The organism is Paenibacillus ihbetae (assembly GCF_002741055.1).
GTDB lineage: Bacteria > Bacillota > Bacilli > Paenibacillales > Paenibacillaceae > Paenibacillus_AQ > Paenibacillus_AQ ihbetae.
In genome coordinates, this window is sequence record NZ_CP016809.1 from 1,878,346 (window position 1) to 1,904,700 (window position 26,355).

Sequence of the window (26,355 nt, forward strand, 5' to 3'; positions counted from 1 at the left end):
TAAACGCTATTATAAGGCAATGCGTTCGCATTTGGAAACGAAAAATGCTCCCTTCCTTCGAAGGGAGCTTACGCAATTCCTACTCTTTACCGCCCGCATCCGCAGCCTGGGATGTGGTCATGACCGCCCGTTTCTTTTTATGGTTCCAATCCACCTTGATCTCATACTTCTTGCAGATCTCTCGCAGCGGAACAAGGATATCCTCCGTCGCCACTCCGGTCAGCATTTTGGAAAACTGGACGGCCTCCCCGTCAATCTTGAGCTTGGCTCCCTCTCCTGTCACCAGCTTACGCTTGGTCGGATCCTGCCCCTTCAGCTTCGCAATGACCGCCTCCGGACTTTGATCGGATCTTCCTCCATTGATTCGGAATCCGTTACGGTCACCGCTTCCGTTCCGGCCTTCCTTTACCATAAACGAAGCCTCTACGCCGATGGAATTCAGCACGGCCAGCAGCTTGTCGTTGTAAGCCCCATACGGCAGAGCTACCGCGCTCCGCGTATTGCCGAGCTCTTCCTTCAGTCTGGCTTCGGCGCGAATCAGATCGTCCTTCACCCGCTGTTTATACTCATCCTCCGTCTCGATTCGTTTCTTGTCCTGCAGATACAGCTGCCGGGTCGTGACCGGCTTCTTTCTGCCCTTCCCATCGGTATCCCCGTATCGATGCATATCATAGGTATGGTTATAGAAGCCAATGTCATGCTGGGTCATCTCCCGCATCTGATCCCAGGTCAGCTTCGGTCTGCCGCTGGCAGCAGGCTTATCGATGGTCGATACGATGATAAAGTTTGCAGCCGGATATTTATATTCTTTGAGAATCGGGTAGGCAAGTTGGTAAAAGCTTTCGTACCCGTCATCAAACGTAATCAATACCGCATTGTCCGGAACCGGCTTCCCCTTCCCGATAAAATCCAAGTACTCCTCCATGCTGATCGGCACAAACCCTTCCTTGCGAAGCAGCTCCATCTGCTGCTTGAACTGCTGGGTGGACAAGATGTCGTCCCGGTCCGGCTGCTCCATGATGTCATGATACATCAGGACGCCAACCTTGCCGGAATAGTGTACGGCCTTGGCCTTTTCTTTCTCTTCCTCACCCTTCTTATCGGTCTCTTTCTCCCATTCCACCCGCTTGCCTAACGCTTGCTGTATAAACGATGCGGGAACCATCAGCTGTCCCTCATAAATCTCCGCAGCAGGCTCTTTGAACTCTTTCCCGTCCAGCGATATCGTCACTTCATCCGGTACCGGCGTCCCGCATCCCGTCACAAGGACGGTCGCCGCGAGCACCAATGTTGGCAATATCCTCGTTAGTTTGAATTTGTTCGTGAATGTACCCCATGATTTCTTCATTCCACTGCCTCCTTGTCTGTATCTGAGACACAGTATAAGGAAGACATCTTAACGGAAGCCGCCTGCAGATCTTAAGAACCGCTTAAAGGTTGCTGAATAAATGGAGCCGCTTGGCAAGATCATGTTAAGGATGGAGGATTACCGACAGACACCGCAGTTGCGGGTTTCGCTGTCTCCCCTACAACGGCGGCCCGAAGTCGACTCCGGATTGCGGAGGGCATTAGGGGGCAGAATTTGAAATGAGACCCGAAACAAGAAAGTTCATCACCGGCCCGGGAAAGATGGTCAAGGCTCTCTGTCCGACCATCTTACTGCCGAACCGACGAAAAAAAAGCCCCCTATCAAGGGGGCGTTCACGAGCTTCATCAATCGTGTTGCTCAGGCAGCGGCATAAACAGCATATGCACCGGCAGGTTGCTGCCCGACGCGGGAATGAAGCCGATTCGAACCGTCTCCTCCTGCGCTCCGGTCCGGTACAGGACGCCGGCTTCGGATGAATTTTTCAAAATGCTGCCGCTTGTCATCTGCACCACTTCGTCGTTCACGAGCAGAGCGCCCGCATAATGCCCGCCACGCGCATTCAGCGCGACCAGGGTATTCGGCGCTACTTTCAGGCTCATCGAATAGAGCACGCCGGTGTTGCCAACATTCTTCTCGGCTTCGCCGGTAACGGCATCCACGCCTTCCAAATACCCGTCGAGCGAAGGATCCCCGAGCACAAGCCGCTGCGGGCTTTCGCCGACGACGCCGTCGACCTGGACCTCCCGGTCTGCGCCGGTAAACGTTCCGCGTACATGCTTGCCGTCCCGCGGAAGCACCGTCAGCTCTTTCAGCGCGGCCACCGGATCGCGTGATGGGTCGACCGCAACGACGGACAGCTTGATGTCGCCCTCGAGCTCCAGATCCGCGTAGATGGTCCGGACCTGGCTCGGCTTCAACGGAAGCTTCGTCCCTTCCTGCAGCAGCACGGCCGATCCACCGGCGGGAATGCGTACCGTATCCGTTATTCCGCCGGAGCTCAAGGCTTCCAAATAGCGGGTCACCGCCGCCTTTCCGCTCGTGGATACATACTGGGCCGGGCCGCCGATCCCGGCCGCGCCTACCTTGACCGAAGCAGCGGAGTTACCAGGGTTGGTAGCGATCAGGTAGACGTTCAAGTCCTTCTTCGAGCGGTTCTGATTATGAATATTAATCCGCACGTTACCGGTTAGCGTATCCTCATAAGCAATGCCCTCTTCCGTTAAATGCTCTGGGCTGTTGCTGCGTATAAACTGCTGGCTTTCGTCCGGGGTGACTGAATAAGAAATTTCGTCCATCATCAGTACAGATGCGCCGTCGATATCGAATTTATTACCCATGGGGGTATATAAACGATCATACTGCTCCTTCGTGTACAGCCATTCATCCACCACGCTCACCGTTTTGCGGACCGAGGCCGATACGCCTTCGCTGTTTATCACTTCCAGCGTGACTTCATGCTCGCCGGGTGTGAAGAATGCCGGCTCATTTCCCTTCCACGTTTCCTTCACGATCTTATATTTCGGATCATGACTCGTATTCCGGTAGACCACCGGCTCGCCCAGACGGTATTCTATCTTGTCCGTCGTGAAGTCCGCAACGGGAGGCGAAGCTGCCGTCGATCGCTTGCCCCAGGTTAACGCAACTTTGCCGCCTGTCACCGCAAGACTGCTTCCCGTCAGCGTGGCCCAGCTCCGGACGGGCACCATCATGCTTCCCCGGTATGTAATGGCAGGCGCATCCATTCGAACCGACGATCCACCCTTCCGCACCGACGAGCTTCCGTTCTTGAACCGCCACTCTCCTTGGCTTCCCTTTACAATGGCCTCCTTGGTCTTGGCGTCATAGGACAAGCCCCAGCCGTACAGCTTAGCCATCGTGCTGACCGGCACATAGCTGTATCCCTTTCGGACCATCATCTTCTGCGCCGCGGCTACAGGCTTCCCATTGAATATATAAGAAGCGGATCCCGTAGATATTACCAGCTTGTTGCCTTGCGTTTCGGAGCTTTGCGCTAAAGCTTCCGCCCCAGCCGAAGATCCTGCCGGTTGTACTGCATCACTCGAGGCATCTGTCCCGGCCGAAACAGAACCTTGCCCTTCTTGGGCTGCCTTTCCGACCGAAGCTGCGCTTGGATCCTCTTGGACTGCCTTCGCGGCAGAATCTGCACCTTGCCCCTCTTGGGCTGCCTTCCCAGCCGAAGCTGAGCCTTGTCCCTCTTGAGCAACAGCCCCTGCCGAAGCTGAGCCTTGTCCCTCTTGAGCAACAGCCCCTGCAGAAGCTGTGCTCTGCTTCTCCTGGACTGCTGCCCCGCTAACCGGTTCAGCGCCGGCGACCCCGCCCCAGGACGAGGCGGTCAAGAGCGGAACGGCCAGCATGACTGCTGCCAGCCGCTTCCGCCCCGGTTCGTATACGTTCTTCATCATTGTCATCTCCCTTTTGTTTCTTGATTGGCTTTCGCTTTGGGAAACCGTGTCGCGAAGGTGGTGCTACGGCGATCGCTGCGCACCGAGATTTCGCCGCCCTGAACCTCGACGATGCTTTTCGTGATTGCGAGACCTAGGCCGGTTCCGCCTGTCTGCTTCGAACGCGAGTTCTCCACACGGTAGAAGCGGTCGAAGATGAACGGCAAGTCCCGTTCGGGAATCGGATCGCCGTAATTCGTGAAGCTGACCAGGACGAAGCCGTCCACCTCCCAAACCGCAATATCAACCGCTCCGCCGGAGGACCCGTACCGGATCGCGTTGGACATCAGATTCTCGTAAGCGCGAACGAGCTGGCTGCCGTCAGCCATAATCGTGAGCCCTTCCTCGGCCTCAAGCCGGCATTCCATCCCCGATTTTTCCAAAGCCGGAACCGACTCCTCGATCAGCTGCCGGATGAATTGCGCCATATCGATCTCCTGCACCTCGAGCGGCAATCCGTTGTTAATCCGCGTATATTCGAATAAATCATCTATCAGCTTCTTCAGGTTTTGCGCCTTCTCGTAGGCGATATTCACGTAATATCGCAGCTCAACTTCATCCTGGTAGCGGTCCTCCTCAATCACTTCCAGAAACCCCAGGATCGACGTCAGCGGCGTCCGCAGGTCATGGGAAACGCCGGTGATCAGATCGTTCTTGGTCTTCTCAGCACGGCGCTCCTCCAGTATCGATTGATACAGCTGCTTGCTCATCTGATTGATGCTGGCCGCCACCTCGCCGAGCTGGCTTCCGGGATGCTCCGGGATTTCGGTATCGAAATTGCCCTTGGCGATTTCCCGGAGACCGCGCGTAATTTCTTCGAGGTAAACATTCAATTCGTCGGCCATTCGGTTGATGCCCTCGGCTACGCGGCCCAGCTCGTCTCGGGAAGAGAGGGCGATTTTATAATCGAAGCGGCCGCTGACGACCTCCTGCAGGCCGGTTTCGATCTTCGCCAGATCGCGGACGAACCACTTCGTGCTCATGTAATAGCTGACGAAGAACAGGATCATGCCAACCACGATCATAACCGGCTCCGATCCAATATTGTTGACCACCCAGGCCAAAGGAACGTTCAGCGTTGGAACCGTCAGGATCAGGGAACTTAAAGCATAGAGCGTAACCAGCAGGGCTGCCGTTATGCCGATGCTTGCAAGCAGCATAAGCAGCATTTTGATGCGGATGTTATCCGGCTGTATTCTTCTCAAGTCAGTCACCTCTGCTTTAGTTTACTCGATTTTGTACCCGATCCCCCAAACCGTTTTAATATATTGCGGATGCTGCGGGTCCTTCTCGATCTTCTCGCGCAGCTTTCGGATATGTACCATGACGGTATTCTTCGATTCCATGAACGGCTCATTCCATACTTCCGTATAGATCTTGTCCATGCTGAGCACGAGCCCCCGATTGATCGCCAGCATATGCAGCAAATTAAATTCCCTTGGCGTCAGCTTGACCTCTTCCCCCGCCACCGTGACCCGGTGGGAAGCGGCGTTGATGATCAGCTCGTCGATTTGGATTTCGTTCTCGTTCCGAGCGGTGCTGCTGTTCAGCTGTTTATACCTCCGAAGCTGGGATTTGATGCGGGCAATCAGCTCCAGCGGGCTGAAAGGCTTGGTGACATAGTCGTCCGCCCCGATGCTGAGCCCTGCGATTTTATCGATCTCCTGGCTTTTCGCCGACAGCATGATGATCGGAGTGTTGTTCTCCTCCCGGATTTTCATGCATGCCTGAATGCCGTCCATCTTCGGCATCATGACGTCCAGAATAATCAAATCCACCTTATGCGTCTTCAAAATCTCCAGCGCTTCAATTCCGCTGTTGGCGGTAAGCAGCGTATAGCCTTCATTCTTCACATAGATTTCCATCAGTTTAATAATTTCGACTTCATCGTCGACCATCAGTATGGTTACTCCAGACATGGCCCCTCCTATAAAAATGCTGCAGCCTTATGCCCCGTGTCTTTCAGGACAGTCCCGCACAGGCCCTAAGTGTTGTTTATATGCCACCATGCTATCACATCAATGCGCTTGCCGTCTCGCTTCCCCAGGGGTCCCTCTTCCGGCTTCGGCACACGGGACCGCCGACGATGATCATCGTGCAGCACGCATTACCTGGATAAAGGCACTCCCTGCTGCTCTTGCCGTCTCCGGCTTTTCTCTGTCTTTGGCACATTGCCGAATACGAGCCACGAAGCCGGAAGATATCGGACCGTCAACTCCACGACAAGCCACGAGCAGAACAGTGCAGCCAGGAAGCCTCCCGCATACCAAGCATGGGTCAGGACAGAATTGCCCGTGGATAGCGGGAATTTCCGATAGACCAGCAGGAAAAATGGATGAATCAGATAGATGCCGAAGGATACCGCGCCCAGCCGCTCCAGCGCAGGGGTCAAGCCCCGCTTGAAGATGCGGTACACGATCGACGCCAGCTGAAGCAGCACGATCGCCCCCAAATACGTATGCGCATTCCACATCAGCTCGTACAGCGTCGAATTGTACGCCGTCCCGTATAAACGGTTCGTGTAATAAATGTACACATGCCCAAGCCCGCAAGCCGCCCAGCTCAGCCACAGCAGGATCCATGAAACGGTGCGGACCGGCGTGGCGTTCGAGCGGCTAACTACCAGCCAAGCCTTCAGCTTCGGATAATAAATGCCGACGAAGGCCCCCAGCATGAAGTATGCGATATACGTCAGCGCCCAGCTTCCCTTATTCGGCACTTGCCAGTAATACTTGTTCAGGAATACGAAAGCCCACTGGATCGCAAGGCCGATCGGGATGGCCCACTTCGTAAGCTGCGGCACTTTTTTAAACAGCCACCAAGCAAGCGGAAACAGCACATAGAACTGAATGCTGATGAATACGAAATACAGATGCGTGTAGGCTTTTCCCGTCACCAGCTTGGTGAAGAAGCTTTCAACCGTATCCGCCAGCGATCGGTCCGGGTAGTACAGAAAGTGCAGCAGACCGAAATAGAAGATGGAGAACAGCGTGTACGGGATGATGATATACAGCAGTCTTTTCTTATAAAACCCGCCGATCCGCTGCCTGGTCATCGGCTGGCTGTAGTAGTTGTAGAATAGGACCAGGCTGCTCAAAAAGATGAATGTCGGTGTCCCGTATTTCATGAAGATATTCATGAAATTGTAGAGGAAAAAGTACTGGGATTCCTTCATGGCCGATACCGCATACGACGTCGAGTGGACGGACAGCACGCCGATAATCGCGAATGCGCGCACGAGCTGCAGTTCAGGCAGGCGCTCCCTTTGGGTTGCAATGCTTTTGTTCATAACTATACCTCTCATTTTCATCCGGATTTTTCTCTGTGGCCGATTCGGATTCACACAGTATACATGACAGTTCTTAACGCGAGGCTTCCAAGTTCTTAACAATTACTTAAGATTTTGGGTTCGCACCTCTTATGTATTTCGGCTTGTTCCCAGCAAATTCCTTGGCGTACAATGAATATAACCTTTTTTAAAAATCGGGGTGAATGGAATGTCGATCCCAAACGTTCGAAGTAGACGGCACGGGCAGGAGTAGAACCGGGCTTGGCAGCCAAGGGCTGGTCAAGGGCATCTGCCTAATCAAGGCTAACAGCAATGCCGGCCTTGCATGCATATCATCGCCTATTTCTTATATAGCCGGATGACCCGACTGATGGATATGCCCTTATTCGCTGCTAAAAAAGAAGTCTTCCAGCATGCACCCGCCTGCCGGACGATTCATGCCTGGCACGCCATGACCCGGTATCCGCTCCTCCTAAGGTGAATGTGACCCAGCGCAAGCGTCCAAAAAATTCTCCTGGCGAAAGGTGGAGCCAACCATGAAATCACAATCTTACGAGCATTTTTATGATGCAATTGGAGCCATAAACGGCTGGGACTTCAGCCAAGTCCGATGCATAAGCGAAGGCGCGGCATGGGACTTCTACGATACGGTGCGAAAAGCGTGCCGCAAAACCGATTGTCTGTTGGATATCGGAACCGGGGGCGGGGAGAATGCATTGTCTATCGCATCCTCCCTCGCCTTCCTGATCGGGATCGATCTTTCCCGTTCCATGATCGAGACGGCGCTTCGGAACCAGAGCCGGGCTTCGGTGACGAACGCGCGATTTATCCCGATGGATGCCGATCGGCTTGAATTTCCGGCAGGGCTGTTCAATCTGGTCTCCTGCAGGCATGCACCATTCTCTGCCGCCGAAGCTGCCAGAGTATTAACCGATGACGGTATGTTGTTCACCCAGCAGGTGAGAGAATCCGATAAGTCGAACCTGAAGAAGGCCTTCGGCAGAGGGCAAGCCTTAGACCAGGAAGACGGCGCCTTAAGGGATCGCTATATCGCGGAGTTACGGGAAGCAGGCTTTCGCGATGTACAATATGCCGAGTACGATGCCGCCGAATATTATGAACGCGATGAGGATCTGCTCTTTCTGCTGAAGCATACGCCGATCATTCCGGGCTTCGGGGAGGATGAGCAGGATTACCGCATTCTTGAGCAGTTCATCAATGAGTTTCGCGATGCGCGCGGCATTCGGACGAACGCCGCCCGTTTTATGATCATCGCCAGGAAGTGAGGCGGCTCTGGGCAGCATGTCTACTACAGAAACGCGGTAAATTTGAATTTGAGCATTACGCCAAAATCGCGCCTCGCTTTGTTCTCGCCTCTATTTAATAGACGATTTATAACAAAAAAAGTCTGCCTCAAGGTCCATTGCCCTGAGACAGACTTTTTCATATATAGCAGCATGTATTTGCTTCTAGCTAGCCGTTCACGAGCAGATCCTTCAGCTGCTTGATCTGCTTCCGCTCGCCGGCCAGAACCAGCGTTGAGCCTGCCGTCAAAACATCGCTCGGCCCCGGATTGATCTTCTGCTCATTCCGCTTCACAATCGCCAGCACGTTGGCGCCGGTCCTTTGGCGAACCTCCAGCTCAGCGATCGTCTTATCGACGCATTTATAATGCGGCTCGATACGCGCCCATTCGATAATCAGATCCTCAAGCGTAACCTCGATCGTCTCCAGCGCCTTCGGCTTGTAGGTCATGCCGCCGATAATGCCGGCGATCTGGCGGGCCTCATCGTCCTCCAGCGTGATTTGGGAGATGGTCTCATCGGGGTTATCGTCTTCAAAATGGTACATCTCTCTGCGCCCGTCGTCATGAATGACGACAACCAATTTGTCCCCTGATCTCGCCTGGATCACAAACTTCTTCCCGATACCCGGCAGGTCCGATTCGCGAATAATACTCATCTGTAAATCCTCCGTTCTGGGTTCATTCAATCTCTTGATTATATAGACTCCTTGTCAGAAAGTAAATCGGCTTGGTTCAGCTTCTTAGACATTCTTCTTTTTCTCTTTCTTTACGGGGTCGGTCCATTTGAATATTTTATTCATTCCATGGTACATAAGCTTCGATTCTTTTGCAAACAGCGGACCCAGAATCGCCAGAATCAGGACATACAGCGCGGAAAAAGGCTTAAGCACCGCCGCCAATCCTCCCGCAAGGCCCAGGTTGGCCACGATTATGGTAAACTCCCCGCGGGCCATAATGGTCAGGCCGATGTTCAGAGACGACTTGTGCTGCAGCCCCGCCTTCCGCCCGGCAATCATGCCGGCTACGATATTGCTGACAATCGTTAATATCACCGCTCCAAGCGCCAGCCAGATTGCATCTCCCAGTGTGGTCGGATCGATGCTGAGGCCAAAGCTGAAGAAGAACACCGCTCCAAAAAAATCGCGAAACGGGATAACCAGATGCTCAATGCGTTCGCTATGCTCCGTCTCCGATAAAGCAAGTCCGAACAGCAAAGCGCCGATCGCTTCGGCCACATGCAGCGTTTCGGAAAATCCGGCAATAAAGAACATCGCCGAGAACACGACGATAATAAATATCTCACTCGACGTAATATTAAGCAGCCGATTAAGAACCGGGGGACCTTTTCTCGCGATGACAAAGAACAGCAGCATGTACCCGATGGATATAAGGACCGACAGGATCGTCCCGCCGACCGTCGTGGACCCGCCAAGCAGCAGCCCGGACATAATCGATAAGAATACCGCCAGGAAAATATCATCAAACAGGATAATGCCGAGAATCAGCTCGGTTTCCGCATTCCCGGTCCGGCGTAAATCCACCAGCACCTTGGCGACGATCGCACTGGAGGACACCGACAGCATCCCTGCAATAATGAGCGTCTCATACAAAGACATTTGAACCAGAAAGCCGTAAGCAAGGCCCAGGACAAAGTTCAGCAGCACATAGATGGAGCCACCGACGACGATATTGCGGCCGGATTTGATTAGTTTTTGAACGGAAAACTCGAGACCCAAATAAAAGAGCAAAAACAATATCCCCATCTGCCCCAGAAAATGGATGATTTCCTGGCTTTCGATAAACCGGAGGTCCAGAATCCCGAGCTTAGGCGCATGCGGCCCGACCAGCATTCCAAGCACAATCAGAAACGGGATGATGGAAAACCTCAGTTTACCTGCAATGATGGAAGCAATCGCTACCAGCAGCAGCGCGGTTCCGACTTCAAATACGATATGATCCATAGCTGTAGTTCCTTCCTCCTGCCCGAACATAATAACGGATCGTCCATCCATTCTAGCTGCTTTCGGCAGAGCGTCTTTAGCATCTACATTATTTCCAACTAACGAAGCAATATCCAAAATGGCATGGGAAGACAAACCGGGCAGCAGGAATCTGTATGGATCGAACGTGACCAGACAAGCATTTAGGATTCATATGCAAAAAAAAAGATGCCCCCCGGCGTCCGGAAGCGCATCGCTTGAATATCGCTACGTTGTTTATTTGAACCAGCCTTTTTCTTTGAACCGCGTAATGGCTTCGATCCGGTTGCTCACGCCGAGCTTATCCAGAATGACCGAAATATAATTTCGGACGGTGCCCGTCGTAATAAACAGCTGGCTTGCAATCTCCTTCGTGTTCTTGCCGTCGGCGATCAGGCCGAGCACTTCCTTCTCGCGCTCGGTGAGCGGATTCTCCTCACCGCTATAGGCTTCATCCACAAGCTCCGAAGCATATATCCGCCTTCCGGCCATAATGCTTCGAATCGACGTGGCCAGCTCTCCGCTTGGCGTATCCTTCAGCAAGTAGGCGTTGGCTCCCGCCTTTAACGCACGTTCGAAATATCCGGGTCTGGCAAAAGTCGTAAGGATCATGATTTTGCAGCCGGTATCCTTAATCGCCTCTGCCGCTTCAAGGCCGTTCATGAGCGGCATTTCGATATCCATAATGCATATATCCGGCTTATGGATCCGGACAAGCTCTACCGCTTCCTTCCCCGTTCCAGCCGTTCCGACCACCTGCATATCCGGTTCAAGATCAAGCAGCGAGGCTAGCGCGCCTAGCAGCAGACGTTGATCCTCGGCGATGACGATTCGGATCATATCCCCGCCCCCCTTTCCGACATTCTGTGCACGCTCGGGACCCGAATAATGAGCGTTGTCCCTCCGCCCGACGCAATCTCCAGGCTTCCATTGACGAATTCCAGGCGTTCCCTCATTCCTCGAAGCCCGTTGCCGGGATGCACAGCATGCCCCATAATGCCCGTACCATTATCCTTCACTCTCACGACGAGCTCCGTTTCGGTCTGCTCCATCGAGATGATGCAGTTGGTTGCATTGCTGTGCTTGACAATATTGTTGACCGCCTCTTTCAAGCACATGCTGATGACATTCTCATTCATTAACGAGATATTGTCCGGCGTGGTTGTACCTTCAAGTGTCAGTTCAATCTGCGCTGCCTTCAATATCTGCTGAATACGGAACATTTCATCCGCAATTCGGGTGCCTCTCATCCTGGTCACCATCTCGCGGACCTCCGTTAAAGCGGTTCGGGCAGTCTGCTGCACATCGTCGATTTCGGCTTTGGCCCTGTCCGGATCCTGTGTGATCAGCCTGCCCGCCAGATCGCTCTTCAAGCCGATTAAGGACAGCTTCTGCCCCAGCGTATCATGCAGATCCCTTGCAATCCGCTGCCGTTCCTCCAGCTTCACCAGCTCGGAGATCCGTTTGTTTGCATCTTCCAGCTGCCCCTGCAGCCGGTCGTTCTTGTTGCGGTTGTAATTGGTGACGGGAAGCAGGATAACCCCGACGACGCTCACGAGCACGAACGGCAGCTGCGTAATGAAGAGCGGGTTTCGCGTCAGCAGGCCGTAATTCACGGTAAGAAGGGTTGTCAACAGATGAATGGAATACAGCGTGATAAACCCGACTTTATGTTTGATATTCCCGATAAAAAATGCGAGAAACAGCGAGAAATACACGTACCCGAACAGTAGGGACATCGTGATCGATATGAGAATCTGCAGACTTGTCCAGAAGTATACGAGCCAGCCCTTCGACAAGAAGGACAGCACATAGAATAGAAAGAACATGCCGATCATCAGGATGCCCATGACGATCTGATAGGTGGAGGTCGACCGGAAGATGAAATAGAACGGCAGAATATAAAAGACGACCCATACATAAGGGCTCAGCCCCGTGCTTCTATGAAAAATCTGATACCATTTTTGCATGAAGTCCCACCTTTTGGTTACCGCCGAATAGGTCTTTTTCCATCTTCCGTTTACTCTTCCTCTGCCGAGAGGGCGCTGCGCCCTCTCAACTTCCTCTATCCTTATCTTACCCTGAATCCAAGCTATGATTTACTCTGCACGACCGTTCTTCCTTTGATCGCGCTCGCGCTGACTTCCGGAAGCGAAGCCGGCTCTTGCGGCTTGCGCAGCAGCGCCTTCGCCTCCTTGAAGGTAACGAATATCTTCCGCTCTTCATCCCATAATCGAAAGCTGATCGATTTGAAGCTTGTTTTTAATGTAATGGTCGTTGCCTTCTGAAGAGGCGGTGAAGCCTCATGCGCTTTTTCCAGATTGTAATTCGGAACCTTGGGGCTCAGATGATGGACGTGGTGAAACCCGATATTACCGGTGATCCACTGCAGCGGGCGCGGCAGCTTGTAATACGAGCTTCCCTCCACCGCCGCATTGACGAAGCTCCATTCTTCATCATGCTCATAATAGGTGTCTTCGAATTGATGCTGCACGTAGAACAGCCAAATGCCCAGCATGCCCGAAAGAAGGAAAATCGGTGCCTGGATCAGCACGAATGCCTGCCATCCGGTAGCCCAGCACAGCAGGGCGTATAGCGCCAGAATCGATCCGTTCGTAATGTACGTGTTCAGCTTCTCCTTGCGCCCGGCTCCCTTCCGGTTGAAGCGGTAGGAGACGAGGAATACCCAGATCGGCCCGAGACCGAACATCACGAGCGGATTCCGGTAAATTCTGTAGGACAGCCGCTGCCACAGCGATGCACTGCGGTATTCTTCCACCGTCAGCACCCACATATCCCCGATTCCCCGTTTATCGAGATTGCTGCTCGTTGCATGATGGATCGAATGGGTGCTCTTCCATTGCTCGTACGGGCACAGCGTCAGAATGCCGGTAATCGTACCGAGAATCCGGTTGGCGCGGCGGCTCTTAAAGAATGATTGATGACAGCAGTCATGAAATATAATAAACGTCCGGACTACAAAGCCGGAAGCGATCAGCGTAATTGGAAGCGTTAGCCAATATGATACCGAAAGGCTCAGGTAAGCCGCATACCAGAGCAGTATCAGCGGAATGAGCGTATTCAACAGCTGGCGAATGCTCGCCTTGGTATCAATTACTTCGAAAGGAGTCATGTTTTTTTTCAAGCTGGACAATCTGTTATCAGGCTTAGCCATCGTTGTCTTCCTCCTCGTTTTAAGGCGCAAGGACGTAAGGAATGCATCGGTCACGCACTTGTCTTCTTTAATTATAGACAGTGGGAGGTGTGCACCGTAGTCATAAACGTCATTTCGAGGGGATGACAAATATCATATATCGCTTGGTTACAAGCTTCGTTAGGGACGGTTCGATTCCCGCTTAGCTCCGCATGTCCGCCGGGAACACGAGCCCGATCTGCCCTCTAGCCTCCTCCATGATTTCTGCGGTGATCAGAGAATTCGCCAGGGTGTTGACAGCGCTCTCCCTTTCCCCGCATTTCAGGAGATCGATGAACTCCTGCACTTCATAATACATGGATTCATGGGTCTGCAATTGGGTCACGTTCTCGATGGTTCCGTCCCGGTAATGAATCTTCACGTCATACGGCTGGTTGATCTTATCGATGATCATTGTCCCGATCTCGCCCTGGATTTCCGCCGGCGCGTAAGAATCACTGATTTTCGAGTGCATAATGACGGCTTCCATTTCCGGATAGGAGAGAATCAGGCTGCCTTCCCCGTCGACCCCGGAGGAGAGCATGTAGCCCGAAGCCTTCACGGTATCCGGCTTGCCGAACAGGGTAACCATCGGATAAAGACAGTAGATGCCCAGATCCATCAGCGATCCGTTGGAGAATTCGGGATTGAAGGCATTCAATACGGTCCCCTGCTTAAACGCATCGTATCTCGAAGAATATTGGCAGTAGCTCGCAAAATAGCGCCGGATCGGTCCAAGCTTGTACAGATTGTCCTTCACCGTTTGGAAATTCGGCATCAAGGTGGATTTCAGCGCCTCCATCAGCAGAACGTTATTTCTTTTGGCGGTGTCGATCATCGCTTGAACCTCGCTTGCATTCGAAGCCATCGGCTTCTCGCACAGCACATGCTTGCCGTGATTCATGCACCGGATCGCCTGCTCCATATGGTATGAGTTCGGGCTTGCGATATATACGGCGTCTATATCCGCAGTTTGCAGCATTTGATCCAGATCGGTGTACACATCAGGGTCTGCATATTTGGCCGCGAACGCCCGTCCCTTCTCCTCCGTGCGCGAATAGACAGCTGTGAGCAGAAACTCCTCCGTCTCCAGTGCAGCTTGAAGAAAACGCTCTGTTATCCAGTTTGTGCCGATGACGGCAAATCGGGTAGTCATCCCTTGATCCCTTCCCTTCCTCTAGGTTCTAGTTTCTTCAAAAGCGAGAATCCGTTCCTTGGCCCCATCCGGGATCGGCGTGCTCTTGCCGGTGGCCGTATCGATGAGCACGATCGTTCCCCGCCCGGCGGCTCTCAGCTCGCCGCGTACGACTACGGCGTAGTGGACGTCCATGGAGGAACGCCCGATCTCAGCCACCTTGACGCGCAGCTTAAGCGGATCCTTCAAATACAACTGCGCCAGGTACTGGCACTCCAGATCAGCCACAACCGATACATGCTTCTCGCTGAACAAATCCTCGGTTAAGCCCAAATGCTCGAAGTATTCAATCCGTCCCTGTTCAAAATACATGAAGTAGCTGACATTATTGACATGGCCCAGCATGTCCGTCTCGCAGTAACGAATTTTGATTGGAATCTCGAAATGGAATGAATCGATCCAAGTTTGCGGATCGGGTTGTACAAAGGTTGGTTTTTTCATGATGAGTCCCCCTTCTATGTAATAAAGAGACCGCGGGTGCAATTGAACCGGATGTGGGCATGACCCTAATGTATGCCGCTTGAATCGCCGTGCTCCTTGATATCTTGATCTGATGATTCGGGAAGAAATCCGTTGACAAAGGCGGTCTCTGCCTTTTCTACGGATCGTTTACTCCCTTGCCTGCATCTCATTCTATTGTTCATCTGATCTGTCAGCCTTCTACAAGGATAATGAATGCGCGCCGGACCCGTCAACTGCCTTGTGGTCGCGAAAGCCGGCAGGGCAGATAATCTACCGGCTTTTCTCCAGGTCGGCAAGCTTCTCTCCAGAACAAACAAAGAGGCAGCACGGGTTATACCGCGCTGCCTCTATCGTTAATTCCTTGATATATAACTTCGTCTTGATGATCTTCTCGCCTGCTGCAGCGGGCCGCTCAAGGAAAGGAGCTGCCGCCTCGGACGTCACTTTCTCTTTCTGTAATAGGTCAGGGCCAGCGCAAGCGCCAGTACGGAGCCCTTCACGATGTCCATGGCATAGTACGGCACGGACAGCATGATGAGGCCGTTTTGCAAAATGCCGATCAGCACCGCACCGACGAATGTTCCAAGCGCATTCGGTTTTCCTGCCCCGAAGACGGAATAGCCGATAAATGCGGCTGCCACCGCGTCCATTAAGTACGGTCCCCCGGAATTCACCTCAGCGGTCATGACCCGCGCGCCCAGAATAATGCCGCCGATGGTCGCGAACAGTGCGGACACGAGATATGCGATCAGCCGGTACCGGCTCACCGGTATGCCGGATAACGCCGCCGCCTCGCGATTGCCGCCGATCATGTACATGTATCGTCCATGCTTGGTGTAGGTCAGGAACAGGTGGACGATCAGAACCACGAGCACCATAATGACGATGATCCATGGCACCTGTCCGATTTTTTCGAATGCCGCCGGGATTTTTCCGGTTGCAAAGTCGCCGCTCGGCATGATCATGTTTTGCGATATCGTCGCCCCCCGGGTATAGGTCATGGCCACTCCCTGGAAGATAAACATCGTAGCAAGGGTCATCAGCATATCGTCGATTTTGAAATTAATGACCAGGAACGCATTGATTAACCCAACTGCTAAGCAGATCAAAAGGGTAAGCCCGATGCCGATGCCGATTTGCTGCCCGTGCCAGACGAACATGGAGATGACTAGTGCATTGGCAAGGGTGGCCGTCGAGCCGACGGAGAGATCGAAGCCGCCGACCGACAAAGAGACCGTCAAGCCTACCGCAATGATCGTTACAATCGAAATCGAACGGAGGATGTTAATGATATTGCTGGTGCTAAGGAAACTGTCGGCCACCGTACCGAACACGAGAATGAGCACCGCGACCGTGATCAGCGTGCCGTACTTGTATAGAAAATCAAACGCGAAACTCGCCGCAGGCTTCTCCTTTAAAGGTTTTGCTGTATTCATGTCAACCCGCCTCCTGTGCAATAAAGCAAAATTTCCTCTTCCGTGGATGCCCGCGTATCCAGCTCTTTCGTAATCGCGCCGTCATACATGATGTACACCCGATCGGTAATACCGACGATTTCCGACAGCTCGCTCGAGGCATACAGCACGGATTTGCCGCGCTTCGCAAGCTCGGCCACCAGCTGAAAAATGTCCCGCTTCGCGCCGACATCAACGCCCTTCGTCGGCTCGTCAAATATATACACATCCGCATCCGCCAGCAGCCACTTGCCGATCGCTACCTTCTGCTGGTTGCCGCCGGACAGGTTTTTCACCCTTGCCTTTTCGCTTGGGGTCTTGATTCCAAGCCGGTCGATCATCTCCCTCGCAGCCTGCTTCTCTCTGCCGAAGCTGAGCCACGAGCCCCATCTGGAAAATCGTGACAGCACCGAAGCCGTCAAATTGACGGATACCGGTTCCTCCACGAACACGCCTTCCCGGCGCCGCTCCTCGGGGACGAGCGCTATGCCCTGACGCACGGCGTCGTGCGGAGAAGAGATGCGCAGCCGCTTGCCGTTCAGGGATATCGCTCCCGTCGATGTGCTGGAAGCGCCGAACACCGCGCGGCACAGCTCGGTTTTTCCGGCGCCGACGAGGCCCGCCAGGCCGACGATCTCCCCTTTGCGGATATGGAAATCGACATGATCGATTTTCCCCGGGTCATGGAGGCCGCGTGCCTCGAACGCTACCGGGCCGATCTCCCGTTCGATTCTCGGAAACTGCTGCTCCATTCTGGCGCCGAGCATGTATTCCACCACCTTCGGCTGCTCGATGTCCGAAATCCGTTCGCTTGCGACATGCCGACCGTCCCGCATGATGGTGATCTCGTCACAAATTTCATACAGCTCCGGAAGCTGGTGGGATATGAAAATGATGGCTACCCCGTCTTCCTTCAATTTACGGACCAGCTTGAACAGCTGCTCGGTTTCGCTGTGGCTGAGCGGCGCCGTCGGCTCGTCCAGCACCAGGATCCGGCACCGCTTGGACACCGCTCTGGCGATCAGCACCATCTGCTTCTCCGCCAAAGTCAGCTCCGAGACGAGCTTCCGGCTCGGAACGCGGATATTCATCCGCGCCAGCACAGCCTCCGCCTCTTGATGCAGCCCGTTCCAGCGAATAACCTGCCGGCCCCCCATATCATGGACCATCCGGTCGAGCATAATGTTCTCGCCGACCGACAGGTTCGGAATGAGCGCCGTATCCACCTCTTGGTATACAATCTGGATGCCCAGATCCTTCGCTTCCTTCGGGGACCTGATATTGACCTGGCGGCCATCGAGCCAGATCTCCCCCTCATAATGGCTGTATGCGCCCGATAGGACCTTCATAAGCGTCGATTTCCCTGCGCCGTTCGCACCGATTAATGCGTGCGCCGCTCCGGCGGCCGCCTGAAAATCAACATCGTCAAGCGCCTTAACGCCCGGAAATGAAATCGATATTCGCTTCATTTGAAGTAAAGACGCCGCTCCAGGCTCCGGAGCCGGACGAGTTCTAGTTGCCTCTGTACCGCTTCGCACATCTCCTCTTCCCTTCAAATAGGATAGAGCGCCCTTATCGAATGACCGATAAGAGCGCCTGTATGCCGTAGCTTATTTTCCGTTTGCTTCTTTAAGGGCCTTCATCCAATCTTCCTCGAACTCGGTGCTGGTGCCCCAGTTGGGAATAATATTGGCCAGATTCACCATATTGACCGCCTCGGAAGCTCCCTCCAGGCTGGAACGCTCGATCAGCACAGGCTCGAGGTTATGGGTTTCCGGCGTTTCCTCGCCGGCAATCTTCTTGGCCAGCAGTCTGACGTTCACGGCTCCGATCATTTTCGGATCCACCGCCGCCGTCGCTACCCATGGGCTGTTCTCTTTTTGGATCAGCTCCAGGTCCGCGTTCGAAACGTCAATGCCGTAAATTTTGATCTCTGTGCGGCCTGCTTCCTCCAGCGCTCTCGCGGCTCCGATCGCAAAAGCATCCCAGGTCGCGAAAATCGCGTCGATCTCGCCCTTCGGATATTTCGTCAGGATGGCGGATACGGCATTCTGCGTTTCAAGCGAGGTTTGGTCGCTTGCAACACCGAAACGCTCCACCTCCTTGATGCCCGGATTGTTCTTCAACGTTTCTTGGTAAACCGCATTTCGGCGTACCATCGGCGGAAAACCGTCGACCCATAGGTACACAATGTTAGCGTCCGGCCCCTGCTCTTCCACCAGCTTGTCCAGCGCCAGCTTCGCCAGCTGCTCGTCGTCCTGCGAGGTCTGGGTCACGCCTTCAATTTCGCTAAGTTCCGGAAGGGAGTCAAAAGTAACGACCGGAATGCCCTTCGCGGTAATTTTCTTCACGTCTTCAACGGTTGCCGGATCGTCGCCATGCGAAATGATGAAGCCGTCGTAATCGCTGTCAATCGCCTGAGCAATCGCATCATGAAACTTCGCGGAGTCTCCGTTGGCAGAGAAGGTATCGACCTTGAATCCCAGCGCCTCCCCTTCCTGCTTCGCACCTGCCAAAAATTGCGCCGTGTGGTCATCGCCACCGATTTTGCGGACGACCATCAGCTTGACCGGATCCTTCTCGGCGATGCCTGCCGGCAGATTCTCCACCTTGTCCGAAAGCTTGCCGGCATTGCTGCCTCCGCCGCTGCCAGATTCGGCACAGCCTGTCAAGACGATGACGAATGCGAGCACGAGCGCCGTAAATCTGCGTACATGTTTACTACCTCTCATGTTCTCTCTCCCCCTGTTTCCCCTTAAAAAGACTTTAATACAAGTAATCCTATAGGATTTAATTAGAAGCGTCAACCATTATTTTTTCGCGTTAAAGCTTTACAAGGAATAGGCGGTAAAAAGATGGCGCGAGAAAGGTGGTAGTCTAGTACAACGGAGGAACAGAAACAGAAATGGTGGAGTAATAGGTGGGGGGATAGTAAGATGGTGGGATAGTGGGATGTGCGACAGTAAAATGGGGGGCATCAAGATGATGCGCTAGAATGATAGAACAGTAAAGGGATGGAACAATGGTGGGACGGCAAAAAAGGAGGGCAATGGAGGCAGCAGTAAAAAGGTACGGCTTACGCTCGCCTAGCTTTGGCGAACTTCGCCCGGCAGCAGTGTACCTCATTCTTCGCTATAGGTACTTAAAAGGGACTTGTTCCGCCAATCTACCGCCATTCCCCAGCCACAGGTACCTTAAAGGGACTTGTTCCGCACATTTTACCTCCATTCCCCCGCCACAGGTACCTAAACGGGACTTGTTCAACTAAGGTCACCTTTACATAAAGCCAACCAAAGCTCCGACAGGCCTAAATATAAAAACTGCGGACGATAACCCATCGCCCGCAGCCTTGTCACACTCCGAAAGCAAAAGCGAGGCTCAAACCCACCCTCAAACGCTGTCTCTCCATACTCCCGCTCCTCGCAGTTCTTGCGCATTCCCTAAATCAGCTAAGATGCACACCCATCGTTTCAAGCCATGCTTTCGCGATCAGGCCATGGCCCGCAGGAGACGGATGCACGCCGTCCGGCGCCCAGAAGGAAGCTTCGCGCCGCACCGCGGCGGCAGCAAACAACCCGTCCAGCGGCACCAGCAGTGCGCCGTATTCCGCAGCCAAGTCCCGCACCGCATGGATCTTCGGATCGAGGTCCTCGCGCCATGCTCTCCGATCCTCCGGATGCGGAAGCACGAACGGCTCGACCATAATGAGCTTCGCGTCCAGGGCCGACTTCGTCCGTTCGATCAGCTTCCGATATCCGTCCTTGAAGTCCTGCGTGCTGGTCGGATCCCCGCTATCATAACGGCGCCAGCAATCATTGATGCCTATGTAAATCGATACCCAATTCGGCTTCAAATCCAGGCAGTCCTCTTCCCAACGCGCATTCAAATCGACCACGCGGTTCCCGCTGATCCCTCTATTCAGAAAAGTCACGTTCATTTCAGGAAAGTTCATGCCAAACCACGAGTCGACGAGCAGCGGATACCCGTTACCCAGACTGTTCGGATTATTGCGGTCACGTCCGCAATCCGTAATGCTGTCTCCTTGGAAAAGTACAATATCTCCTTGCTGCAAACGATTCATTTCATGTTCCTCCTTCATAAGTGCGAAGCTGTTGTACGTACAATGGGAAATCTAGCAGGCTGTCACAGCCGGTGAGAACGCTTTACGTTTTATATATTTGTCATGCGGTCCGCAAACTCCTCTATTTTATGGCCCTCCTCAGGAGTTTTTTTTCCACATCCCCAGCAGCTCTAGACCACCTTCATGTGATACCGAGCAACGATCGACGAAGGCCTTCCGCGGTCGCCGTTAAAGATACAATCTCAATACACCAAATCCTAAAGAATGCAATCAGGCATCACAAGAAATCGAGGGAAAGGCCGCGAAAATGCCACACCGGCGCTTCTCCCGATTACCAAATTCCCCACCAGCCCTAGACAGCCGCACAGCAACGCCGAGCCCTCGTAAGCAACTCTAATATAACGCAGGACAGACTGGCCACGCAGGGGCCCTCCTTAACCGTTTATTTAAGAGATTCACTTAACCGTTTATTTAAGAAATTCATCGGATAGGTCTGCTCAGTGAGCAGCTGCAGCACTTCATTTTTAGTATTAAAAGATACGTAGAATATATCAAAAAAGCCTCTCCCAGCAAAAACCGCCGGAAGAGGCTGTTCACGATTTATATGTTCACAAAATGCTGTTCACAAAAGCTGTTCACAAGAGCAATGCGCTCGAGCGCATCAGGAAACTCCACGGGCCGTCAAGCCCCGGTTGGCATAGCCACCCAGTGGCCTTCCGAAACCTCCACCAGCTCCGAATGCTCCAGATTGTATTTATCCTCACCGGTCCGCTCCTCGAGCATTACCCGTTTTTTCTTCGATTCGATCTTCGGATCAGGCACCGGAATCGCCGCAAGCAATGACTTCGTATACTCATGCTGCGGGTTGGAGTACAGCTCCTCGCTCTCAGCAAGCTCCACGATTTTCCCCATATACATCACCGCGACGCGGTCGCTGATATGCTTCACCATCGACAGGTCATGGGCAATGAACAGGTATGTCAGGCCCAATCGATGCTGGAGCTCTTCCAGCAGCTTCACGATCTGGGATTGAATCGACACATCCAGCGCCGACAAGGGCTCGTCGCAGACGATGAATTTCGGCTCTACCGCCAGCGCGCGGGCAATGCCGATCCGCTGACGCTGTCCGCCGGAAAACTCATGCGGATACCGCGTCGCGAACGCAGGATCCAGACCAACCATATCGAGCAGCTCCTCGACCCGCTTCTTGCGCTCCTGCTTGCTGCCGCTCAGCTTGTGGACATCGAGCGCCTCGCCGATAATATCGAGAACCTTAAGCCGTGGGTTCAGCGACGCATACGGATCCTGGAAGATCATCTGCATATGGCGCCGCATCGCCTTCATCTCCGAAGCCGACAGCCGGTTCACCGACATGCCCTGGTACAGCACCTCGCCCCCCGTCGGCTGATGAAGACGCAGGATGGCTCGTCCCGTCGTCGATTTGCCGCTGCCGGACTCCCCGACAACGCCAAGCGTTTCACCGGCCTGGATATGGAAGCTGATATCGTTCACGGCTTTTAAAACCTTGCCTTTTCCCATGTCAAAATACTGCTTCAGCGACTTCACCTCAAGCAGCGGTCCCTTGTAATCCGTACCGGGAACGATGAGAGGGGCCGGTTTCGGCTTCTTCTTCTCGTCCAGACGCGGCAGCGCGTTGAGCAGCTTCAGGGTGTAGGGATGCTTAGGATTCTCGAAAATCTCCTCCGTCGTTCCCGTCTCGACAATAACGCCGTCCTTCATGACAACCACGCGGTCGCACATGCCGGCAACGACGCCGAGATCATGTGTAATTAAAATAATCGAGGAGCCGAAACGCTCCTGCATATTTTTCATCAAATTCAGGATCTGTGCCTGGATGGTTACATCGAGCGCCGTTGTCGGCTCATCGGCAATAAGCAGTGCCGGATGGCACGCCAGAGCAATGGCGATCATGACCCGCTGGCGCATGCCGCCGGAAAATTCGTGCGGGTACTGATTATACCGGGCTTCGCTGTTCGGAATGCCGACGAGCTTCAGCATCTCCAACGCTTGCTGCTTCGCTTCCTGCTTGGACAGCTTCAGATGCTTCACCAGGCCTTCGGAGATTTGCTCGCCGATTCGAATGGTCGGATTGAGCGAGGTCATCGGATCCTGAAAAATCATGCCGATATCGCGCCCGCGGATACTCTCCATTTCCTTCTCCGTCTTCTCTGCCAGGTTTTGGCCGAGAAACAGAATTTCCCCATCCTTCATATAAGAAGGCGGGGACGGCAGCAGACGCATGATCGAGCGAGCGGTCACGCTTTTGCCGCTTCCGGACTCCCCAACGATGCCGAGCGTCTCTCCTTTACGCACCTCGAAGCTGACGCCGCGCACCGCATGGAATTCGGTATCCCGGGATTGAAAGGCGACGCTCAAATTTTTAACCTGTAAAATCGGTTCCAACTTCCTCACCTGCCATATGCATTATGTCATCGCGTAAGACGCTAATAATCTATTGACTTTTAATATATCTCAAAATAAAATATACTATATCGCTCGGAATAATGCAATTTAGAAACAAGGAGGAAAGACACCTTATGGGGGGGACGGAAGCAGCTAGAAGAGGCGGACTCATAGGTTCGATAAGCACCACTTATCATAAGATCCTTCTGAATCCTTCTTATAAATACTTACTATTATTATTGGGAGCACCCGTTAATCTCGTGGTCTTCCTCTTTTATTTGGTCCAGCGAAGGAAGGACGACTATACAGCCGCTGAGAACCGCATTCGCAGCGCGATGCTGTCATCCGGGTATTTGGAAGCCCTCCAGGCCGAGATTGCCCAGCAGCAGAAGCGCAAGCACGAGTTCTTCAACCAGAAGATCAGCGAGCAGCAGCTCCAGCAGGAAGTTGAACGGATCGCACAGGCCCGGTTTAAAGAGGAGCTCCGTGACCGGACGACCAAGGAGCTTCTATTAAATAACAAGAAGCGTTTGACCATGGCCGATACGTTCGACCGACTGATCGCCAATCCGTTATTTTTCATTATATCACTGATCCCGGGTCTGCTGATGTATATTCTTATATTTTTATATCGCAGCCCTTATCTGAAATATATTGTGGAACGGCTTGCGATGACGATCCTCGTCATCTTCGGGGTAGCGGTTCTCGTATTTACCATCCTGTACTTGTCGCCGTTCAATCCTGCGGCCAATATTTTAGGAGAGACGGCAACGCCGGAGCAGATCGCGGCCTTCAATAAAATGCACGGTCTCGATCAAGGCTATCTGACGCAGCTGTGGAATAACATCAAGGGCATTGCCTATTTCGATCTTGGCAAATCGTTCTCGGGCAACGAGGATATTACGAACAGCATCGCCCGAAAATTCCCGATCACGCTGACGCTGACCGTCATCTCGCTCATTATTGCGATTGCGATCGCGCTGCCGATCGGCATTATTTCGGCAACCAGACCGAACTCGTTCTTCGATTATGCGTTCATGTTCGTTGCGCTGATCGGATTGTCCATCCCGAACTTTTGGCAAGGATTAATCCTTATCCTGAATTTCTCGATTAAGCTGCAGTGGCTGCCGGCAACCTTCAACCCGGAGAATTGGCTGTCCATCGTGATGCCGGTCATTGTGCTCGGTACGGGACTTACCGCTTCCGTGGCCAGAATGACGCGCTCTTCGACGCTTGAGGTCATCCATGAAGATTATATGATCACGGCCAGAGCGAAGGGGCTCGGAAAACAGACGATTCTCATGAAGCATGCGGTCCGCAATGCCATTATTCCGATCATCACCGTTATTGGTCTCCAGTTCGGGGGCATGATGGGCGGCTCGGCCGTTACGGAAAAAGTGTTCAACATTAGCGGTATTGGGAGCTACATCGTGGACAAGCAATTCATCCCTGATATACCGGCCATCATGGGCGGCGTCGTTTATACCGCCATCACCATATCGCTGGTCAACGTCATTATCGATATCTTGTACGCGTTCTTCGATCCACGGATCCGATCCAAGATGAAACAATACTAAAGCAGGTGTACTCATGATCAAGAAGCTACAATCTAAGCAAGGCACTGCACACCAGCTGAAATCATCACCCGAGTACCGTCAAGCCAGCTTCACATGGGTTATATCATTGACTTTGTCCGTGATCCTGCTGCTGAACAGCTTTGATTTCGCTGGAGGCGCCTTGAAGCCTTGGGTATTCACCGCCTTTGCTGCGTATGCCCTTTTTACGATCGTTCAGATGATTATTACGCTCCTGATCCGGCGGGACCTTCTTCGGACCGGGGACATCAGGCGATCTACCCGATTGCTCGGATACATCCAGCTGCTAAGCATCATAACCGGGAATCTGTTTACCGTTACGTTCGGTTTTAATCTCGTCAAACAGCAGAAGCCTCCCGAGTACACCATTGCGGTGTACATGCTGCTAACCCAGCTCTATGTTATCGCCATCTCGGCGCTCAATTTGTTCAAGCCTTATGTATCGAACACTTTTCTACCGGCGATGTTCATCCTCGTCGTGGTTGCAATCCTTCAGCTGATCGGACTGCTTTTGGTTGCTAAGTTCGTTACGAGCCACTATGCGCATCCGAAGCTTGTGTGGCTCGCGCTGCCGATTATTGTTACAGCGGCAACCGGCAACATTTTTGCACTGGTGCTCGGGATTAACCTGCTGGTAAAAATCCGCAAGAACGGCAATCCGGCGATGACGCGCTGGAGCGACGTATGGATCAAGCTGACAGCCAACTCGACGGCGATGGCCGGTTTGTTCTTTGTCATCTTTCTGTTCTGCCTGTCGGTATGCAGTGTATTCACTTTTGATTACAGCATTGCGATCGACAACAATTACAGCGCGATCCTGCTGCCGCCAAGCCTGGAGTATCCGTTCGGCACCGACAACTTCGGGCGGGACTTATTCTCCCGGATCGTGTTCGGCGCCCGAATCTCGCTGATCGTCGGATTCGCATCCACCCTCATCCCGGTGATTATCGGCGGGATCCTTGGAGCCATATCCGGCTATTACGGCCGTCAGACGGACAACATCATCATGCGGCTGCTTGACGTGCTGTATGCGATACCGGGCATCCTGCTCGCCATCGCGATCATCGCGGCATTCGGCGCGAATACGGTCAACCTTATTCTTGCGCTCAGCGTAGGGGCCATCCCGACCTATGCCCGAACGATGCGGGCGAATGTCATGCTTGTTTCCACATACGAATACGTGGATGCGGCCAGAGCCTTCGGCTCCAGCAATTTTTCGATTATTTTCAAGCATATCGTTCCGAATTCCCTAGCGCCTATGATCGTCAAATCGACGTTGACCATCGGTGCAGCGGTCATCTCGACAAGCAGTTTGAGTTACCTGGGCCTTGGGGTAGAGCCTCATATTCCGGAATGGGGAAATATCCTCAAAATCGGAAGCACGTATCTGGAGACCAACTCCTATCTGGCGATTTATCCGGGTCTTGCCATCATTGCCCTCGTGCTGTCCTTCAACTTCTTGGGGGACGGACTGCGGGATGCGCTCGATCCGAAGCTGGACTAGCCTGACGGCCTTAGCAGTACCCAATTAACGGTTTCAAACAAA

Annotated in this window: 20 protein-coding genes; 3 read left to right on the plus strand and 17 right to left on the minus strand. The window is 53.2% G+C overall.

Features of this window, described 5'->3' with window-relative positions; translation table 11 throughout:
* Nucleotides 1-79: 79 nt before the first annotated feature.
* The 5 genes from BBD41_RS08580 to BBD41_RS08600 form a co-directional block, all read right to left on the minus strand.
* Nucleotides 80-1,348, minus strand: coding sequence for a polysaccharide deacetylase family protein (locus tag BBD41_RS08580; protein WP_099477272.1), 1,269 nt, complete (start codon nt 1,346-1,348; stop codon nt 80-82).
* Between the two features lie 365 nt (nt 1,349-1,713).
* A complete protein-coding gene (locus BBD41_RS08585) occupies nt 1,714-3,792 on the minus strand; it encodes a stalk domain-containing protein (RefSeq protein WP_157929280.1) in 2,079 nt (692 codons plus the stop codon).
* 2 nt (nt 3,793-3,794) lie between these two features.
* Nucleotides 3,795-5,000, minus strand: coding sequence for a sensor histidine kinase (locus BBD41_RS08590; protein ID WP_418304250.1), 1,206 nt, complete (start codon nt 4,998-5,000; stop codon nt 3,795-3,797).
* A 57-nt stretch (nt 5,001-5,057) separates the two neighbouring features.
* On the minus strand, nt 5,058-5,750 hold the full coding sequence (locus BBD41_RS08595) for a response regulator transcription factor (protein WP_099477275.1): 693 nt from the start codon (nt 5,748-5,750) through the stop codon (nt 5,058-5,060).
* A gap of 188 nt (nt 5,751-5,938) precedes the next feature.
* Nucleotides 5,939-7,120 carry an acyltransferase gene (locus BBD41_RS08600; protein WP_099477276.1) on the minus strand — a complete coding sequence of 394 codons (1,182 nt, stop codon included), beginning with the start codon at nt 7,118-7,120 and terminating at the stop codon, nt 5,939-5,941.
* 536 nt (nt 7,121-7,656) lie between these two features.
* Here BBD41_RS08600 and BBD41_RS08605 point away from each other — a divergent pair.
* Nucleotides 7,657-8,406 carry a class I SAM-dependent methyltransferase gene (locus BBD41_RS08605; protein ID WP_099477277.1) on the plus strand — a complete coding sequence of 250 codons (750 nt, stop codon included), beginning with the start codon at nt 7,657-7,659 and terminating at the stop codon, nt 8,404-8,406.
* A 187-nt stretch (nt 8,407-8,593) separates the two neighbouring features.
* On the opposite strand, the gene BBD41_RS08610 is transcribed toward BBD41_RS08605, so the two are convergent.
* The 12 genes from BBD41_RS08610 to BBD41_RS08665 all read right to left on the minus strand — a co-directional run bounded on the left by BBD41_RS08610 (nt 8,594) and on the right by BBD41_RS08665 (nt 23,214).
* On the minus strand, nt 8,594-9,082 hold the full coding sequence (locus tag BBD41_RS08610; protein WP_077569435.1) for a cation:proton antiporter regulatory subunit: 489 nt from the start codon (nt 9,080-9,082) through the stop codon (nt 8,594-8,596).
* 84 nt (nt 9,083-9,166) lie between these two features.
* Complete coding sequence (locus BBD41_RS08615; RefSeq protein ID WP_077569436.1) at nt 9,167-10,387, minus strand: cation:proton antiporter; 1,221 nt, start codon at nt 10,385-10,387, stop codon at nt 9,167-9,169.
* Between the two features lie 255 nt (nt 10,388-10,642).
* Nucleotides 10,643-11,245: a response regulator transcription factor gene (locus BBD41_RS08620; protein WP_077569437.1), complete on the minus strand. Its 603-nt coding sequence runs from the start codon at nt 11,243-11,245 to the stop codon at nt 10,643-10,645.
* Entirely contained in the window at nt 11,242-12,375 is a 1,134-nt protein-coding gene (locus BBD41_RS08625) for a sensor histidine kinase (protein WP_099477278.1), read from the minus strand. Before BBD41_RS08625 ends, BBD41_RS08620 begins: the two co-directional genes overlap by 4 nt.
* 122 nt (nt 12,376-12,497) lie before the next feature.
* On the minus strand, nt 12,498-13,580 hold the full coding sequence (desA, locus tag BBD41_RS08630; RefSeq protein WP_099477279.1) for a Delta(5) desaturase DesA: 1,083 nt from the start codon (nt 13,578-13,580) through the stop codon (nt 12,498-12,500).
* A 181-nt stretch (nt 13,581-13,761) separates the two neighbouring features.
* On the minus strand, nt 13,762-14,754 hold the full coding sequence (locus BBD41_RS08635) for a Gfo/Idh/MocA family protein (protein ID WP_099477280.1): 993 nt from the start codon (nt 14,752-14,754) through the stop codon (nt 13,762-13,764).
* Nucleotides 14,755-14,775: 21 nt separating this feature from the next.
* The gene (locus BBD41_RS08640; protein WP_099477281.1) at nt 14,776-15,234 is read right to left on the minus strand and encodes an acyl-CoA thioesterase; all 459 of its coding nucleotides are present in this window, start codon (nt 15,232-15,234) and stop codon (nt 14,776-14,778) included.
* A 461-nt stretch (nt 15,235-15,695) separates the two neighbouring features.
* A complete protein-coding gene (locus BBD41_RS08645; RefSeq protein ID WP_099477282.1) occupies nt 15,696-16,691 on the minus strand; it encodes an ABC transporter permease in 996 nt (331 codons plus the stop codon).
* Nucleotides 16,688-18,178: a sugar ABC transporter ATP-binding protein gene (locus BBD41_RS08650; protein ID WP_167393013.1), complete on the minus strand. Its 1,491-nt coding sequence runs from the start codon at nt 18,176-18,178 to the stop codon at nt 16,688-16,690. Before BBD41_RS08650 ends, BBD41_RS08645 begins: the two co-directional genes overlap by 4 nt.
* A 141-nt stretch (nt 18,179-18,319) precedes the next feature.
* Nucleotides 18,320-19,441, minus strand: coding sequence for a sugar ABC transporter substrate-binding protein (locus tag BBD41_RS08655; protein WP_099477284.1), 1,122 nt, complete (start codon nt 19,439-19,441; stop codon nt 18,320-18,322).
* A gap of 713 nt (nt 19,442-20,154) precedes the next feature.
* On the minus strand, nt 20,155-20,790 hold the full coding sequence (locus BBD41_RS08660) for an SGNH/GDSL hydrolase family protein (protein WP_099477285.1): 636 nt from the start codon (nt 20,788-20,790) through the stop codon (nt 20,155-20,157).
* A 681-nt stretch (nt 20,791-21,471) separates the two neighbouring features.
* The gene (locus BBD41_RS08665; protein WP_077569446.1) at nt 21,472-23,214 is read right to left on the minus strand and encodes an ABC transporter ATP-binding protein; all 1,743 of its coding nucleotides are present in this window, start codon (nt 23,212-23,214) and stop codon (nt 21,472-21,474) included.
* A gap of 134 nt (nt 23,215-23,348) precedes the next feature.
* Between BBD41_RS08665 and BBD41_RS08670 the strand changes: the two genes are divergently transcribed.
* Both BBD41_RS08670 and BBD41_RS08675 read left to right on the plus strand, forming a co-directional pair.
* Complete coding sequence (locus tag BBD41_RS08670) at nt 23,349-24,791, plus strand: ABC transporter permease (RefSeq protein ID WP_099477286.1); 1,443 nt, start codon at nt 23,349-23,351, stop codon at nt 24,789-24,791.
* 13 nt (nt 24,792-24,804) lie between these two features.
* Nucleotides 24,805-26,313 carry an ABC transporter permease gene (locus BBD41_RS08675; protein ID WP_099477287.1) on the plus strand — a complete coding sequence of 503 codons (1,509 nt, stop codon included), beginning with the start codon at nt 24,805-24,807 and terminating at the stop codon, nt 26,311-26,313.
* The last annotated feature ends 42 nt before the right edge of the window (nt 26,314-26,355 follow it).

Coding starts and splice junctions, on each gene's coding strand:
- BBD41_RS08675 (WP_099477287.1), top strand. CDS start 24,805: ATGATCAAGAAGCTACAATCTAAGCAAGGCACTGCACACCAGCTGAAA.
- BBD41_RS08590 (WP_418304250.1), bottom strand. CDS start 5,000: ATGCTGCTTATGCTGCTTGCAAGCATCGGCATAACGGCAGCCCTGCTG.
- BBD41_RS08655 (WP_099477284.1), bottom strand. CDS start 19,441: ATGAGAGGTAGTAAACATGTACGCAGATTTACGGCGCTCGTGCTCGCA.
- BBD41_RS08595 (WP_099477275.1), bottom strand. CDS start 5,750: ATGTCTGGAGTAACCATACTGATGGTCGACGATGAAGTCGAAATTATT.
- BBD41_RS08645 (WP_099477282.1), bottom strand. CDS start 16,691: ATGAATACAGCAAAACCTTTAAAGGAGAAGCCTGCGGCGAGTTTCGCG.
- BBD41_RS08625 (WP_099477278.1), bottom strand. CDS start 12,375: ATGCAAAAATGGTATCAGATTTTTCATAGAAGCACGGGGCTGAGCCCT.
- BBD41_RS08635 (WP_099477280.1), bottom strand. CDS start 14,754: ATGACTACCCGATTTGCCGTCATCGGCACAAACTGGATAACAGAGCGT.
- BBD41_RS08620 (WP_077569437.1), bottom strand. CDS start 11,245: ATGATCCGAATCGTCATCGCCGAGGATCAACGTCTGCTGCTAGGCGCG.
- BBD41_RS08585 (WP_157929280.1), bottom strand. CDS start 3,792: ATGATGAAGAACGTATACGAACCGGGGCGGAAGCGGCTGGCAGCAGTC.
- BBD41_RS08600 (WP_099477276.1), bottom strand. CDS start 7,120: ATGAACAAAAGCATTGCAACCCAAAGGGAGCGCCTGCCTGAACTGCAG.
- BBD41_RS08670 (WP_099477286.1), top strand. CDS start 23,349: ATGGGGGGGACGGAAGCAGCTAGAAGAGGCGGACTCATAGGTTCGATA.
- BBD41_RS08615 (WP_077569436.1), bottom strand. CDS start 10,387: ATGGATCATATCGTATTTGAAGTCGGAACCGCGCTGCTGCTGGTAGCG.
- BBD41_RS08605 (WP_099477277.1), top strand. CDS start 7,657: ATGAAATCACAATCTTACGAGCATTTTTATGATGCAATTGGAGCCATA.
- desA (WP_099477279.1), bottom strand. CDS start 13,580: ATGGCTAAGCCTGATAACAGATTGTCCAGCTTGAAAAAAAACATGACT.
- BBD41_RS08580 (WP_099477272.1), bottom strand. CDS start 1,348: ATGAAGAAATCATGGGGTACATTCACGAACAAATTCAAACTAACGAGG.
- BBD41_RS08610 (WP_077569435.1), bottom strand. CDS start 9,082: ATGAGTATTATTCGCGAATCGGACCTGCCGGGTATCGGGAAGAAGTTT.
- BBD41_RS08660 (WP_099477285.1), bottom strand. CDS start 20,790: ATGAATCGTTTGCAGCAAGGAGATATTGTACTTTTCCAAGGAGACAGC.
- BBD41_RS08650 (WP_167393013.1), bottom strand. CDS start 18,178: ATGAAGCGAATATCGATTTCATTTCCGGGCGTTAAGGCGCTTGACGAT.
- BBD41_RS08640 (WP_099477281.1), bottom strand. CDS start 15,234: ATGAAAAAACCAACCTTTGTACAACCCGATCCGCAAACTTGGATCGAT.